The following is a 14,619-nucleotide window of genomic DNA, read 5'->3' as shown; positions in this document are numbered from 1 at the left end:
TCGCACATGCCGGACCTCGCCTGTCTCATGCTGACCTCCTTCGACGACGAGGAAGCCCTGCTCGACGCCATCATGGCCGGCGCCGCCGGGTACGTACTGAAGCAGATCAAGGGCTCCGACCTGGTCGCCGCCATCCGCACGGTGGCGACGGGACAGTCGATGCTCGACCCGGCGACCACGGCGCGCCTGATGCGTTCGCTTCGGGACCCCACCGCCGGGAAGCCGCTCGAGGACCAGCGGCTGACGGTGCTCTCCGAGCGGGAGCGAGCCGTACTCGAGCTCATCGGCGAGGGCCTCACCAACCGTCAGATCGGCAAACGCCTCTTCCTGTCCGAGAAGACGGTCAAGAACCACATCTCACGGCTGCTCGCCAAGCTCGGCGTCGAACGCCGCGTCCAGGCAGCCGTGATCGCCGCCGAAGTCCGCGAGCACGACGAAACCGGCCGCTGAGCCCTCCCTCACCGGGCAGGACTGCGCTCACCGGGCAGGACGGAGCGGGATCCGCCAGACCAGAAGCGTTCCGGAACCGTCCGGGCACGGCGAGACGGACAACGCGCCCCCGCGAGCCTCCGCACGCTCCGCGAGGTTGCGCAGGCCGCTCCGACGGCCACCCTCCACGACACCGGTACCGTCGTCACTCACCGTCACTGTCAGGATGCCGTCCGCCAGGACGATCGCGACCTCCGCCCGCGCCGCCCGCGCGTGCCGGGCCACGTTCGTGAGGGCCTCACCGAGGACGGCGGCCACGTCGTCGGCGACCGGGGCCGGCACATCGGTGTCGATCAGCCCTTCCATGCGCAGAGCGGGCGCGAAGCCGAGTACCGCCGCCGCCTCCCCCACCGCCCGCACCGCTCGGACCCGCAGTCTCGGGGCCCGGCCCGGCGCCGCCTCGTGGTCCCTGAGCCCGAAGATCGTCGTACGAATGATCTTGATCGTCTCGTCGAGGTCGTCGATCGCCCGGTCCACCCGCTCGGAGGCCTCCGGATGCTCCACGAAGCGCTGGGCGCTCTGCAGCGTCATCCCCGTCGCGAAGAGCCGCTGGATCGCCAGGTCGTGCAGGTCGCGGGCGATCCGGTCGCGGTCCGCGAGCAGGCTCACCTGCTCGCTGTCCCGGCGCCGGTCCGCCAGCTCCAGCGCCAGGGCCGCCTGTCCGGCGAAACCCGGCAGGGGCGCGGCCTCGGCCGTGTTGAACGCCGGGCGGCCCGTGCGCCGTGCGAGCATCAGCACCCCCCGCAGCTTCGCCGTGGTGCCCACCGTGACGGCCACGGCCGGCCCGAAGCCCGTCCAGGCGTCCGGCTGCGCCGCGACCCGGGGGTCGGTGGCCACATCCGCCAAGGTGATCAGTCCGTCCCGCGCCCGGACGACCGCGGCGAGGAGCCCCTCGCTGCCGGGCAGCACGATCCCCCGGTGCGCTTCGGCGCCCTTGCCGAGGGCCAGCGAGCCGCGCAGCTCGCCACTGGGCCCCACCTGGTAGAAGACGCACATCTCGGCCGAGATGATGTCCCGGGCCCGCTCCAGCATCCCCTCCAGCACCTCGATCTCGGACGACCCCGACAACAGCGCGCTCGTGAAATCGGAACTCGCCGCCAGCCAGCGCTCCCGGAGCCGGACCTCTCCGTACAGGCGGGCGTTGTCCACGGCGACGCCCGCGGCGACCGCGAGGGTCGACAGGACCTCCTCGTCCTCCGCGTCGAAGTCCGCCCCGCCCCGCTTCTCCGTCAGGTAGAGATTGCCGAACACCTCGTCCCGGACCCGGATCGGGACGCCCAGGAAGGAGCGCATCGGCGGATGGTGCTCCGGGAAGCCCGCGGAGGCCAAGTGCTCCGAGAGATCTCCCAGGCGCAGCGGCCGGGGGTTCCTGATCAGCTCACCCAGCAGCCCGTGCCCGGTGGGCAGGGCCCCGATCCGCGCCCTGAGCTGGTCGCTGACGCCCACCGTGAGGAACTCGGCGAGTTTCGCGTCGTCCCCCACCACGCCCAGCGCACCGTACTCCGCGTCCACGAGGCCGACCGCGGCCTCCACGATCCCGCGCAGCACCTGGGAGAGGTCCAACTCCTGCCCCACCGCCATGACCGCCTCCAGGAGGCCCTTCAGCCGGTCACGGGTACCCCGCGCGTCAGTGACGTGGGCCTGGAGCGCGTCCATCCCCAGCTGAGGAATGCGGTTCGCCTCCGCGTCTCGGTCGTCTCCCGCCATGGACACCTCCGGCGGCGTCGGGGGCTCCGTGAACCTGCCCAGCCCTCAGCGTAGTACTCCGTCCGTCGGCCGGTGACGAGCGGAGCGACGGGTGACGGGCACGAGGGGCCGGGTCGACCGCACCGGGCCGGGGACCGGTCAGTCCTCACACAGGACCGTTCGGCCCTCGCCCCACGGGCGGGACACGGCGGATGGTGGCTGGTGAGGGCGCTCGGCCAGGCGCGCCCACCGCCCGAAGCCGACAGGAGGGCCGCGCATGAAGCACGCCGAAGTCGGCTTCCTGATGACCGACGAGGTCGTCTCGGTCACCGGGCGGACCCCGTCCACCGACGTCGCCACGCTGCTCGTCGAACACGACATCAGCGGAGTGCCCGTCGTGGACGAGGACGACCACGTCATCGGGATCGTCTCGCAGACCGATCTCGTCGCCCGCGGCGACCTCACGGCCCGGGAACTCATGTCGGCGCCGGCCGTCACCGTCCACGCCGAGCAGACCGTCGCGCAGACCGCCCGCCTCATGACCCGGCGCGGCGTGGAAAGGCTCCCCGTCGTCGACGAAGAGGACCGCTTGGTCGGCATCGTGACCCGACGGGACCTGCTCCGCGTGTTCCTCCGGCCGGACCACGAGATACGCCGCTGCCTGACCGAGGACGTGCTCCGCGAGACCCTGGGGATCGACTCCGGCACGGTGGCCGTACACGTCGTCGACGGAGTCGTCACCTTGGACGGCCGGCTGGCAAGGGGCAGCCAGATGCCCGTAGTTCTGCGGCTGGCCCGGCAGGTGGACGGAGTCGTCGCGGTGGTCGACCGGCTCACCGCCCGGTTCGACGATTCCCGCCTCACCCCGCCGGATCGCGGCAACAACGGCGTCCCCCCGTGAGGAAGCGGGACCACCACACCATCCGGGCCCACGCACCCCGTGCGCGGCCCCTCTGGGAGGAGCACCATCATGGGAGTTCTGATCGTTCTTCTGATCGTCGTCGCCATCCTCGTCCTGCTCGTACTCGCCATGGCGGTCAGGGTCGTCAAGCAGTACGAGCAAGGCGTGCTGTTCCGGTTCGGCCGACTCGTCGGCACCCGACCGCCGGGCCTGCGGGTCATCGTTCCGTTCGCGGACGTCCTGCACCGGGTGTCCCTGCGGATCGTCACCATGCCCATCCAGTCCCAGGGCATCATCACCCGGGACAACGTCAGCGTCGACGTCTCCGCCGTCGCCTACTTCCGCGTCGTCGACGCCACGAAGTCGGTCATCGCCATCGAGAACGTGGGCGCGGCCATCAACCAGATCGCCCAGACCACCCTGCGCAAGGTCGTCGGCCAGCACACCCTCGACGAAACCCTCTCGGAGACCGACCGCATCAACCTCGACATCCGCGAGATCCTCGACGTCACCACCGCCGAATGGGGCGTCGAGGTCACCCTGGTCGAACTGAAGGACATCCAGCTCCCCGACAGCATGAAGCGCGCGATGGCCCGCCAGGCCGAAGCCGAGCGGGAGAAGAGGGCCAAGATCATCAACGCCGAGGGCGAATCGATGGCCGCCGCCGCACTCGGCGACGCCTCCGACACCATGATGGCCCACCCCCTGGCCCTGCAACTGCGCAACCTGCAGAGCCTCGTGGAGATCGGCGTCGACAAGAACACCACCGTGGTCTTCCCCGCACCGCTGATGAGCACCATCGGCGAACTCGGATCCTTCCTCGCCCGCGAAACCGCGGCCGCGACGGCGCCCGCGATCACGTCGCCTCCCGCGGCGGAAATCACCACGCCGCTGCCCACCCCGTCCCCGCCCAACGGAGCGCGCGCGGTAAGGACCGTGTGATCCGAGACCGGCACCGCCGTGCGGAGGACTTCTCCGTACGGCGGCGCCGACTGCGGTGCGCCGCTCCACGAGCCGCGCGGTCGGCGCCCGCGGATCTACGACACGGGCGTCACGCCTTCTGGACGCGTGACGGATTCGATATGGCCAGCTGGTCATGGGACCGCCCGCCCAGCACGATCTTCAGCGCGCCCGTCTCACCGGCGCGGGCGAACACCTCGTACGCCTCCTCCATCTGCCCCAGTTCGAAACGATGGGTGATCAGGGACGAGGTCGGCAGCCGGTCGGCCGCCAGCATGCGCAGCAGCATCGGCGTGGAGTTGGTGTCCACGAGCCCGGTGGTGATCGTGACGTCCTTGATCCACAGGTCTTCGAGGTGCAGGGTCGCGGGTTTGCCATGGACGCCGATGTTCGCGACCCGGCCGCCGGGGCGGACCATGCGGGTGCACATCTCGAAGGTCTCCGGCACGCCGACAGCCTCCATGACGACATCAGCGCCGAGGCCGTCGGTCAGGTCGCTCACCAGCTGTTCCGGTCCCTCGGACGCACTGACGACCGCGTCCGCCCCCAGCTCGCGCGCCGCCGCCAGCCGGGACGGCGCGCGATCGACGGCGATGACGCGAACCGGCGAGTACAACCGGGCCGTGGCAATGGCCGCCAGTCCCACGGGGCCCGCACCGACCACGACGACGGTGTCCCCGGGCCGCACCTTGCCGTTCAGCACGCCCACCTCGTACGAGGTGGGGAAGATGTCCGCCAGCAGGACGGCATCGGCGCTCTCGACCGTGCTCGGCAGCGGGTACACGGAAAGGTCGGCGAACGGCACGCGGACGTACTCGGCCTGGGTGCCGTCGATGGTGTGGCCGAGTACCCAGCCACCGCCCCCATGGCACTGCCCGTAGCGGCCCTCGCGGCAGAACCGGCACCGGCCGCACGCGGAGATGCAGGAGACCAGCACCCGGTCGCCGGGCCGCACCGAACGGACGTCCCCGCCGCTCTCCACCACCGTGCCCACGGCTTCGTGCCCGAGCACCCGGCCGGGAGTCACCTCCGGCAGGTCACCCTTGACGATGTGCAGGTCCGTACCGCAGATGGTCACGGCATCGACGCGCACGATCACGTCGGCGGGATCCTTGATGCCCGGATCCGGCACCTCCTGCCACGCGGTACGCCCCTGTCCCTGGAAGACGAGTGCCTTCATGACGCCACCTCTCCATGCCTCCCGTGCTCCGGCACAGGTCATCTCAGGCTGTGGCCACCGCTCGGTTCCCGGATAGGGCCGGTTGGTCCCGCACCGGGGCCCGGTAGGCCCGTCCTGCCCTGTCCGTGGACGTGTGATGGTGGATGGCGGGGTCTCCTTCACCAGGAGACGGCCGCCGGTCTCCGGGACAGCGCCCCGGGAACCCTTCGCCTTCCGATTGAGGACCCACACACCATGGCCTCCAGTCCACACCTCGTCCGCGACGTGATGACGAGAGTCGTCGTCAGCGTCACGCCCCTCGCCGAATTCAAGGAGATCGTCGCCGTCATGGAGCGGTGGCGAGTGACAGCGGTACCTGTCATCGAGGGCGAGGGCGCCGGCAGGGTCATCGGTGTGGTCTCGGAAGCCGACCTACTGTCGAAGGAGGAATTCCGCGATCACGACGTCGGTCTCATCGAGCAGATGCGGCGCCTGGGCGACACCCTGAAGGCCGGCTCGACCCTGGCCAAGGACCTGATGACCGCTCCCGCCGTCACCGTCCGACCTGACGCCACCCTGGCTCAGGCGGCCCGGCTCATGGCGGAACGGCGCTGCAAACGACTGCCGGTCGTCGACTCCGCCGGAACCCTCAAGGGCATCGTCAGCCGCTCCGATCTACTCAAGGTGTTCCTGCGCCGCGACAGCGAACTCGCGGACGAGATACGACGCGAGGTGGTCGGCCGACTGTTCCCGCTCGCACGGCACAGGGTGCGGGTCGACGTCCGTCACGGCGTGGTCACCCTCTCCGGCGGCGTCCTCGACGCATCGCTCATTCCGGTGGCAGCACGCCTCGCACGCGCCGTGGAAGGCGTGGTCGACGTCAACTGCGCCTTGACCACGTCGGTTGCGCGAACGGCCGGAGCATGACCCTCTGCATCGGCGGAAACACCTGGTCAGAACCCCTTTCGATCTCCGCACCGGAGTAGAGTGGAGATGCCGGGAGCATGTCGCGCATCGGATACAACTCAGGTGTCACTTCCGGCGATCAATACACCGAGCCGTCGAACTGCGGGCGGCCCGGGGACAGGTCCCCACCATGACCATCGCCCTGGAACGCACCACACCTGCCACGTCATCCGCGCCTCCTCGCCCCGCTCGCCTCGTGCTCACGCCGAAGACCGCCCTCGCCGGGCAGCTGGACGGCGCCTGGTGGCCCCGCTCACGTGACCTCGTAGCCGAACTGCCTGTACTCATAGCCACTTTGAGAGAGCGCTGCGGGCGGATCACCCGTGTCACCGTGAACCCCACCCGCTGGCCCGTCATACCGCACAAGGTCCCCGTGGCCGGACACCCCGTGCACGTCGGCTGGTTCACCGAACAGGACCCCGACAAGCTGATCCTGCTCTCCTACACCGTCGGCCGCTGGGACCTCCTCGTCGTCCCGCCCCAGACCGCCCCCGCCGCCGCGGCCCGCCTGATGGCAGCCGCTGCCGTCCCCGGCAGCGTCCTGACCGCCCGCGCGCTGATCGCCGCCGAAGCCGTCATAGGCCGAAGGCCCGACCTCCGAGACCGGGAAGCAGCCTGGGAGAGCGAAGGCGGGGCAGGCACATCCGACATCGGCTCCCTCGCCAGGCTGCCCATCGGCCCGCTGTCCGCCGGCGCATGGTGGTGAACGTCGTGGGCTCGCGCGCGGTGACCTGCGGTGACCTGTCCGATGGCGTCGTACGCGTAGAGGCGGCGCACGGGTGGGGGCTGGTGGCCGCGGGCTTGGCCGGGGGCTACTGCTCGGGTCGGCGGTCGGCCTGTGGCGGCACCCGGTCCGGCTTGTCATGATTTGTGCTTCAGCTCGGCGATCACGGCCCTTCTCCCCAAGGCTCCTCCGCCATACCCCATGCGGAAGGGGCGGCAGCCCTGAGTTCAGGCTCGCTGATCGCGCGTTGCTCGTCATGCCAGACGGCGGCCAGGGGCACATCGAAGGGGAACTCGATTTCCGTGCCGTCTTCGAAGGAGATCATCACGTGCGTTTCCGGCCCGGCTCGATGATTGTCCAGCCACTGTACGTGCGCCACGACAGGCGTCAACGTGCCGCCGGGGCCAACGAGACGGTAGCCCTCGTCCACCCCCTGCGACTGCACTGGCAGCAACGCGGGCTGACGCTTGGCTGCCCGCTCATCCCGGTACCACCTTGCCATTGCACCAACTTATCTGCCCGCGTAGTGACCACGAAGGCGCATCGGCTGAGGCTGCTCCTGCTGCGAAGCCCTCGGGGCGCTCGACAAGGGCACCGTTCTCGACACAAAGGATCTCCGGGGTTCCTCTGAGCATGGCGTTGAACCGGCCGTGCTTCTGCACGAAGTCCGCCAGCAGGTCGAGCCACCGACGACAGAAGGCGAGGTCAGGCTCACGCCGTACGCCGGGCCGTACGCGGCTGCCGACAGGTGAACGCTCCGCCCGGCCGCGCCATCGATCCGGCTGCCCTCGTCCTGTCCGTGCCGACCGTCGGGGCGAGCCGCAGCCCACACCCAGCAGTCGGTATCACAGTTCGGCCGGGCCGGAAGGGCCGTGCTCGTGCCGCAGCGGATGGCCAAGCCGACCCTCCACGAGCGCCTGGTCGAGCTACACTCTCTACTCATGAGTAACTTAACCGGCTCGGGTGAAACCCCGGTGACTTTCGTCCTGGTCCACGGCTCGGGCAGCAACGCGTACGGATGGTCCCCCGTGGTGGCCGAACTCGGTCTGCGCGGGCAGCGGGCGGTCGCAGTCAACCTGCCCGGCCACGGCCCCGGCGCCTACTTCCCGCTCTCGTACCAGGCGCCGCAGGACCTGGAGCGGCTGCGTACGGAGCCTTCCCCCATCGCCGGGACGACCCTGGCCGACTGCGCCGCACACGTGGCCTCGGTGGTGCGGCGGGCGCACCGCAACGGCCCGGTGGTCCTGGCCGGCCAGAGCCTGGGCGGCGTCACCCTGAACGCGGTGGCCGACCTGGTACCCGACCTGATCTCACACCTGGTGTACGTCTCGGCCCTGTGCCCGGCGAAACGGGCCTCGGTGAGCGAGCTGCTGGCAACCCCGGAGGCAGCCACGAGCTACATATTCAAGATGACTCCCGTCCCGACCCCGCCGGAGCTGGGGATCACCCGGGTCAACTGGCGGAGCAACGACCCATCGTTCTTCCAGCTCGCCAAGGAGGCAATGGCCGCCGACTACTCCGACACCGAAGTCCGGACGATGCTCAACATCCTCGAACCGGACGAGTCGGCCGCGATCGGGGCCTGCGACGGCCGCGGCCTGCCACACAAGTGGGGCCGCATCCCGCGCACGTTCGTGCGGTTCACCGAGGACCGTACGCTCCCACCAGCACTCCAGGACCTGATGATCCGGGAGGCCGACGAGATCACCCCGGGCAACCCCTTCCGCGTACGGTCGCTGGCGGCCCCGCATATCGGCCCCCGCGACCCGGCACTGCTGGCGGACGAACTGGAGCAGGTGGCTCGGCTCAGCCCGTGAGCCCGGACAGCAAGCCGCGTACAACGGCAACCGGCGGCTCGCGCCTCAGCTGACGGGCCGTACAACGCCACCAGGTACAGCGCCGCAAGTCAGAGAGCGTCGAAGCATCGCCGTCTCCCGGCGCCGCGTCCCGTAGGCGTAGAAACATTTCGGATGGTGGGGGAGTTGATCTCTGTTGGCGTCGGTGTCTGCGGATGTCGGTGCAGAGCGGGTGCATAGGATCGCGGGCATGACACTGCGACCTGTCCTGGTGAACATAAAGGCTCTTGATGACTCAGCGGTCGGCCGGTTCTGGGCGGAGGCGCTCGGCTGGAGTGTTACCGGCGAGGGATCGGGCGCGACCGCCGCCAAACCCGTCGGCTTCGACTGGCTGGACCCGGTCGGCGTATGCATCGACGTCATTGCCGTCCCGGAACCCAAGACGGCAGCAAAGAACCGTGTGCACGTCGATCTCGCCACCACCTCTGCGGCCGATCAAGCGGAGTTGGTCGCGCGCCTTGTCGCTCTCGGTGCGACGCCCGCCCACGTGGGCCAGGGCGACGTGCCGTGGACGGTCCTCGCCGACCCGGAGGGAAACGAGTTCTGCGTGCTGGAACCTCGGGAGATGTACAGCGACACCGGGCCGATCGCCCGGGTAGTGGTCGACTGCACGGATCCGCGGGCCATGGCCCGGTTCTGGGACGAGGCGATGGACTGGACCCTGCACGAGGTGACGGACGACCGTGCGGTGTGGCGCTCGGCCAAGGGTGTCGGCCCGTATCTCGAATTCGTCCGCTCGCCCGACGTAAAGACCGTGCCGGCCCGCGTCCATCTTGACCTGGTGCCGGACCCTGGTGACGACAAAGCGGCGGAGGTCGCCCGGCTGCGGGCCCTCGGCGCCGCCGACCTCGACGTCGGTCAGGGCAATGTCCCGTGGACGTGTCTTACCGACCCGGAGGGTCACGAGTTCTGCGTCCTCGCCCGGTCCTGACGCAGAGCCTTGGCGGGCCGGGTCCAAGATTGGTGCCGCCGCCGTCCCCTGCGGAGCGTGCATCGACCGCGTCAACGCAGGTGATCGGCGCGACCACGGCTGTTACCGGTTCTCTGCTCTCCAGGACGGCACATGCCGGTCTGGCCCCACGAGCCCGGTGTCGTGATCAGACCCCTGGTACCGGCTCGTCCCGGATCGCGGCGATGACGGTGTGGGCCCACTGCGCGGGTGCGGGCGTGTCCAGAAAGCGGTTCAGGCATCGGGTGTTGGCACGGCGCTGCGCCGGTGTCATGGCGAGCGCGGTGGACAGCACCTGGAGCAGGTCCCGGCCGCTGTATGGGTCGGTCAGGAGTGCGGCTTCGTGGAGGTAGCGGGCCGCTCCGGCGTAGCGGGAGAGGACCAGGACCCCGGACCGGTTGGTCGCGGTCTGTGCGGCGAGGTATTCCTGGGCGGTCAGGTTCATGCCGTCGGCGAGGGAGGTGACCCAGAAGACGTCAGCGGCCAGGTAGTGGTCGATGACCTCGGAGAAGGGCAGTGCCCGGGGCACGTATTCGATGGGTTCCCATTCGGCGTTTCGCCAGTGGGTGTTCAGCTCGGTGATGGCGTGTTCGAGGTCAGCCCGGGTGGTGTCGTAGGCACGGATCCCTGGTGCGGGTGGCGGGCAGATCAGGCGGTAGCGCAGGCGTCCGCGGAGTGCCGGCTGCTGTTCGAGGAGGGCACCGAGGGCATGGATCTTTTGGACGGGTGCCTTGGCGTAGTCGAGCCTCTCGACGGACAGAACCAAAAGGTTACGGGCGTCGGTGCGGGCCGCCGGGGCGCGTGAGCGGGCGAGTGCGGCGACGGCCCGGTAGTCGATGCCCAGCGGGTGGACTCCGACACGAGGGAGATCGGGTGCACCACCGAGCACGTGCAGGAAGTTGTCGGCGAAGTCGCGCGTGTGGAAGCCGGCCCAGTCCAGTCGCAGGAGAGAGGTGCGCAGCTGCTCGGCCGCCGGGAGCGCCCGGAAGGTGTCGGGGTGGGGGAAGGGCGTGTGGTGGAAGAGGCCGATGGCGAGGTCGGGACGCTGTTCTTTGAGCAGGCCGGGGACCAGCCAAAGGTTGTAGTCGTGGAGCCAAACGGTTGCGCCGTGGTCGGCGTGGGCGTTCACGTGGCGGGCGAAGGCGGCGTTGAAGGCCTCATAGTCGGCCCACCAAGCGGCGTCATGGCGGATGAGATGGTCCTGCGACGTCAGTGCGGGCCACAGGGTTTCCTTGCAGGCACCGTGGAAGTAGCCGGCCCACTGGCCAGCCGATACGGGCAGCAGGGCGAGGGGCAGGCGGGTCGGAGCGGTGGCGGCCTTGTCGGCGGCATCGGTGGTGGCGGCCGCCCACACGGCATTCAGTTCGTGCTCGTCGGTCGAGAGCAGTGACGTCAGGGTCGGCAGGATGCCGTTAGGGCTGCAAGGTTCGCGCCACCGCCCTTTCGACCAGTGCAGGGGTGGGCGGTGATAGCCGATGACGACGCGCCTCGGCCGCTTCACCCAGTCAAGGCGTTCCAGCGTTGCGAGGATGGCGGCCGCACCCTCGAGGGGCGGAGTGTGCACCAGGCGGTGGTTTGCCAGGGCCGCGAGCAGGCGGGGCTCGGCGTTCGCAGTGACGACGCCGTGTGTGCCCAGCTGGAACATCGACAGGTCGTTGAGGGAGTCCCCCGCCACGAGGACAGAGCTCTTGGGGTGGTGCAGGTGGCGTAGGAGGCGGCGGAGGGCCGGCCCCTTGCCTGCCCGCGCAGGCAAGACGTCGAAGTAGCGGTCGGCGCAATAGGTCCAGATGCAGCCGAGCTCCTGTACAGCCGATCTGAGCGCATGCGAGTAATCGGCGCGCGCCAGGTAGTAGGAGCACCTGCCCTGCTGTTCGACACCCTGTTGATACACCAGCTCGGGGAACCGGCTGAGCGCAGTCCGTACGGAGTCCTCCCCCGGCCATCCGGCGCGCAGAGGCTCTTCCACGGCGGGAAGGTGCCGCATGTGGGTGGCGTCGATGACGCTGGCGCCCACGTCCGCGATGATCCAGCGCGGGAACGGCAGAAGAGGGTCTCGGGCCAGCAGGTCCTGTACGGAGGCGAGACTGCGGCCGGTGGCGTAGACGACCGTGATGGCCGGGTGCTGGTGCAGTGCGTGCAGCAGTAGTCTGCGGGCTTCTTCGTCGCCGTGCAGAAGGGTTCCGTCGAGGTCAGTGACCAGTAACCTGTGCTCCGGTTCGGCGGGCCAGGTACCGAGGGAGGGATCGCTACGGACCTGTTCACACATGCTCGTCCCCTTTTCCGATGGCGCTTTCGATAACCACCTGCCGGGCTACCAGGCAGGGTCGTGTGTCAATGGGTCGAGCACGACCGGCTTCCCAGGGACCAGGGGGGATTCCGTCGGTGCGGGTCCGACCCTGCCCTGGATCCGCCGCATGAGGCGGCCGAGCCGGGCCGTCGCGGGATCGACACTTTGCTCCAGGCGATCGACCAGCTCGAGCGGTGCGGCGCTTACGGCAGCCTGCAGTTCATCGACGTCGGCCAGGTCTGGGCCGAGCGGCGGGGGCCCGTCAGAGCGCGGCGGGGACGGCTCGTACGTGAAGTGCACGGTGTTGCTGCGTTCAGCGTGGTCGACGGCCACAACGGAGACGGTTCCCCGGCCAGGCGGAATGGGAAAGATCAGCACTACCTGGCCAGCGGGCAACGCATGCCTTCGCCAATCCTCCTTGGCCAGTACGCGTTCACCCCAAAGGACGTGCCGGGTCTCAGCCAGCGCTCCGGTCAGGGTCACTTGCGCGTGCTGGTGAGACCCACCGTCACAAAGGCCTATGCGTTCGATTCTCAGCGACACGATCCGCGTTCCCTTCCGGAAGAGCCAGGCGCGCCGCGCCGCGGCTGACTCAGGTACGGCTGGCTTTCTGACCTCGTGGGCAGTAGTCATGGTTGCTTCGTGGATCTTTTCGAACGCCAGGGCGCGCCCACCCCGCCACTCCACCATCGGCCCAGGAGGAGCTGTACGACCCGGCTGGCTAGCCCGAACGGATGAACAGGCGGTGGTCCGCCGGGACCCAGGCCTCCCCTCTATCCGGGCTCCAGAGAACCGGCCGCCCCGCGGTCAGTTCCTGGCCGTACGCGAGAGCAACGTCCCGCCGGGCCCGAACCGCGGCTCAAGGACGGATGGCACGGCGCGTCCGCAACGTTGCCAGCTACCTGCTACGCATCGCCGAAACCCCCACCCAGCGTCGGCACGCAGTCTCCAGCGCCATGCTGCTCGCGCATCGTCCGTACGGCGTCCCCGGCGAAGGAGTCGCGGGGGGCGCGGTACCGGCCGACACGTCCACTCCCCCGCCCCATGGTCCGGGACGGGCGCCACGGGTGTCGTAGTGGTCAGGGGCGGGGTTCGTCAGCCACACCCCGGTTTCAAGGTCACCGCGTCGGCCCAGCGCCCGTGACGCACAGGCGGTCCGGGCAACGTCGTCCAGGCCCCGGTCCACATCCCCGTCAACCTCTGCGGCAACACCGTCAACATCGTCGGCCTCCTCAACCCCGCCTTCGGCAACACCTGCATCAACAACGGCGGTCACAAGGACGGCCACCACAAGGGCCAGCAGCACGGCGAGTACTGACAAGCGCCAGGCCCTGGACCCGGCGCACTGCGCGCGGTCACCCCAGAGCGCCATGTGAACAGCCGCAGCGCACAGCCCGGTACCGATCGACCCTCCCCCTCGTCTTGCAGGGGCAGGACAGCTTCCGTACCGGGCTGTGCGCTGCATTGTGCGAGATGAACGAAACGGCTCCGCCCTCGGGGAGGGGGAGCCGTTTGCCGTTTGCCGTGTGCGGTCGTGAGGCGTGGATCAGGCGTGGCTGTGGTGGCGACGGTTGCCGGTCACCAGACGGTAGACGGCGAGGAGGATCACGGAGCCGATGATGGCGGCGATCCAGGTGGAGAGGTCGAAGAAGCCGTCGATCGAGTCGACACCGAATATGACCTTGCCGAGCCAGCCGCCGAGCAGACCGCCCGCGATGCCGATGAGCATGGTGATGATGAGGCCGCCCGGGTCCTTGCCCGGCATCAGCGCCTTCGCGATGAGGCCGGCGAACAGCCCGATGAGGATCCAAGCAATGATGCCCATGATGCGTCTCCTACCTCTACGTATAAAGCTTGTGTCAGTGATCGTCTGCACCGCGCACGCGCTTTCAAACGTCCCACTCTTCGGATCCGCCGCCCGCCCCCTCCTCAGACACCGGCAGGAGCACTTCGACCATGGCATACGACCCGAATCTGGCCGACCGGATCCGGCAGGCGCTGTCCGGCCATGCCGACTCTCGCGAGGTAAGGATGTTCGGCGGCCTCTCCTTCATGATCAACGGAAAGATCGCTGCCACCGCCAATGCCCACGGCCAGTTGATGGTCCGCTGCGACCCGGACCGAGCTACAGAACTGCTGAAGCGGCAAGGAGCCCACTGGCCCGAGATGCGGGGCAAACCGATGAGCCGAGGATGGATCACTCTCGATGCCTCTGCCCTCGCATCCGAGAAAGCCTTCCGCTCCTGGATCCAGGAAGCACTCGACTACAACAAGAACGCGACCTCAAAATGACCGACACCCCCGCCCTGCGCTGCGGACCGCACTCGCCTACCCGGCTTTCTTCACGGGCCGTGGTTCCGGCTCAGGCTAGGTTCTCCGGTCGGTGACGCTGCATGGTGATCGATGGCAGAGAGGGCGGCCCCTCGCCGGGTAACCGGTTGTATTGCTGGATCAGCACGTAACGACGTGGGGCTCAGCCCGCCAGCAGTACTCGCTTGCGCAGCAGGTCGAAGCCGGCTCGGCCGAACATCTGGCGCTGCGAGCATTTTGATCTGGTCGACGGCCGGTCGAGAGGTCTTGAGCTGGAGCTGTTCGGACTCGCTCAGAGTGGGCGTGAACGCGCTGCGCACGCGCCCGCTGAT

General features: G+C 69.1%; 14 protein-coding genes and 1 pseudogene. 10 read left to right on the top strand and 5 right to left on the bottom strand.

The window, feature by feature from the left end; all coding sequences use genetic code 11:
* The coding region (locus AC0693_RS37865; protein ID WP_478804478.1) for a LuxR C-terminal-related transcriptional regulator at window positions 1-450 on the top strand (450 nt) is incomplete at its 5' end.
* 27 nt (window positions 451-477) lie between these two features.
* On the opposite strand, the gene AC0693_RS37860 is transcribed toward AC0693_RS37865, so the two are convergent.
* A complete protein-coding gene (locus tag AC0693_RS37860; protein WP_478804477.1) occupies window positions 478-2,196 on the bottom strand; it encodes a sensor histidine kinase in 1,719 nt (572 codons plus the stop codon).
* A 256-nt stretch (window positions 2,197-2,452) separates the two neighbouring features.
* On the opposite strand from AC0693_RS37860, the gene AC0693_RS37855 reads away from it, so the two are divergent.
* Both AC0693_RS37855 and AC0693_RS37850 read left to right on the top strand, forming a co-directional pair.
* A complete protein-coding gene (locus AC0693_RS37855) occupies window positions 2,453-3,076 on the top strand; it encodes a CBS domain-containing protein (protein ID WP_469318478.1) in 624 nt (207 codons plus the stop codon).
* Between the two features lie 69 nt (window positions 3,077-3,145).
* Entirely contained in the window at window positions 3,146-4,018 is an 873-nt protein-coding gene (locus tag AC0693_RS37850) for a slipin family protein (protein WP_478804476.1), read from the top strand.
* Window positions 4,019-4,127: 109 nt separating this feature from the next.
* Here the strand turns inward: AC0693_RS37850 and AC0693_RS37845 are convergent, their stop codons facing one another.
* Window positions 4,128-5,216, bottom strand: a complete 1,089-nt coding sequence (locus AC0693_RS37845) for an alcohol dehydrogenase catalytic domain-containing protein (RefSeq protein WP_478804475.1) — start codon at window positions 5,214-5,216, stop codon at window positions 4,128-4,130.
* Window positions 5,217-5,450: 234 nt separating this feature from the next.
* On the opposite strand from AC0693_RS37845, the gene AC0693_RS37840 reads away from it, so the two are divergent.
* The gene (locus tag AC0693_RS37840; protein WP_478804474.1) at window positions 5,451-6,122 is read left to right on the top strand and encodes a CBS domain-containing protein; all 672 of its coding nucleotides are present in this window, start codon (window positions 5,451-5,453) and stop codon (window positions 6,120-6,122) included.
* Window positions 6,123-6,291: 169 nt separating this feature from the next.
* Window positions 6,292-6,867 carry a DUF5994 family protein gene (locus AC0693_RS37835; protein ID WP_478804473.1) on the top strand — a complete coding sequence of 192 codons (576 nt, stop codon included), beginning with the start codon at window positions 6,292-6,294 and terminating at the stop codon, window positions 6,865-6,867.
* Between the two features lie 181 nt (window positions 6,868-7,048).
* Here the strand turns inward: AC0693_RS37835 and AC0693_RS37830 are convergent, their stop codons facing one another.
* Entirely contained in the window at window positions 7,049-7,387 is a 339-nt protein-coding gene (locus AC0693_RS37830; RefSeq protein ID WP_478804472.1) for a hypothetical protein, read from the bottom strand.
* A gap of 439 nt (window positions 7,388-7,826) precedes the next feature.
* Between AC0693_RS37830 and AC0693_RS37825 the strand changes: the two genes are divergently transcribed.
* Together AC0693_RS37825 and AC0693_RS37820 are read left to right on the top strand one after the other, a co-directional pair.
* A complete protein-coding gene (locus tag AC0693_RS37825; RefSeq protein WP_478804471.1) occupies window positions 7,827-8,702 on the top strand; it encodes an alpha/beta fold hydrolase in 876 nt (291 codons plus the stop codon).
* A 229-nt stretch (window positions 8,703-8,931) separates the two neighbouring features.
* The gene (locus AC0693_RS37820) at window positions 8,932-9,672 is read left to right on the top strand and encodes a VOC family protein (protein ID WP_469318472.1); all 741 of its coding nucleotides are present in this window, start codon (window positions 8,932-8,934) and stop codon (window positions 9,670-9,672) included.
* A 166-nt stretch (window positions 9,673-9,838) separates the two neighbouring features.
* Here AC0693_RS37820 and AC0693_RS37815 read toward each other — a convergent pair whose 3' ends face one another.
* Window positions 9,839-11,956 carry an HAD-IIB family hydrolase gene (locus tag AC0693_RS37815; protein ID WP_478804470.1) on the bottom strand — a complete coding sequence of 706 codons (2,118 nt, stop codon included), beginning with the start codon at window positions 11,954-11,956 and terminating at the stop codon, window positions 9,839-9,841.
* 186 nt (window positions 11,957-12,142) lie between these two features.
* Between AC0693_RS37815 and AC0693_RS37810 the strand changes: the two genes are divergently transcribed.
* Window positions 12,143-12,568, top strand: a complete 426-nt coding sequence (locus AC0693_RS37810) for a hypothetical protein (RefSeq protein WP_478804469.1) — start codon at window positions 12,143-12,145, stop codon at window positions 12,566-12,568.
* 580 nt (window positions 12,569-13,148) lie between these two features.
* Window positions 13,149-13,295: pseudogene (locus tag AC0693_RS37805) on the top strand (chaplin); the annotation flags it as partial.
* A 228-nt stretch (window positions 13,296-13,523) separates the two neighbouring features.
* Here AC0693_RS37805 and AC0693_RS37800 read toward each other — a convergent pair.
* A complete protein-coding gene (locus AC0693_RS37800; RefSeq protein ID WP_468465921.1) occupies window positions 13,524-13,802 on the bottom strand; it encodes a GlsB/YeaQ/YmgE family stress response membrane protein in 279 nt (92 codons plus the stop codon).
* A gap of 131 nt (window positions 13,803-13,933) precedes the next feature.
* Between AC0693_RS37800 and AC0693_RS37795 the strand changes: the two genes are divergently transcribed.
* Window positions 13,934-14,269 (top strand): TfoX/Sxy family protein, encoded by a 336-nt coding sequence (locus tag AC0693_RS37795; protein ID WP_478804468.1) that lies wholly within the window; start codon window positions 13,934-13,936, stop codon window positions 14,267-14,269.
* Window positions 14,270-14,619: the final 350 nt, after the last annotated feature.

Source organism: Streptomyces sp. NPDC043876, from assembly GCF_056435825.1.
Note: the sequence above shows the minus strand (reverse complement) of the source record. Positions and strands in the feature narration are given on the sequence as shown.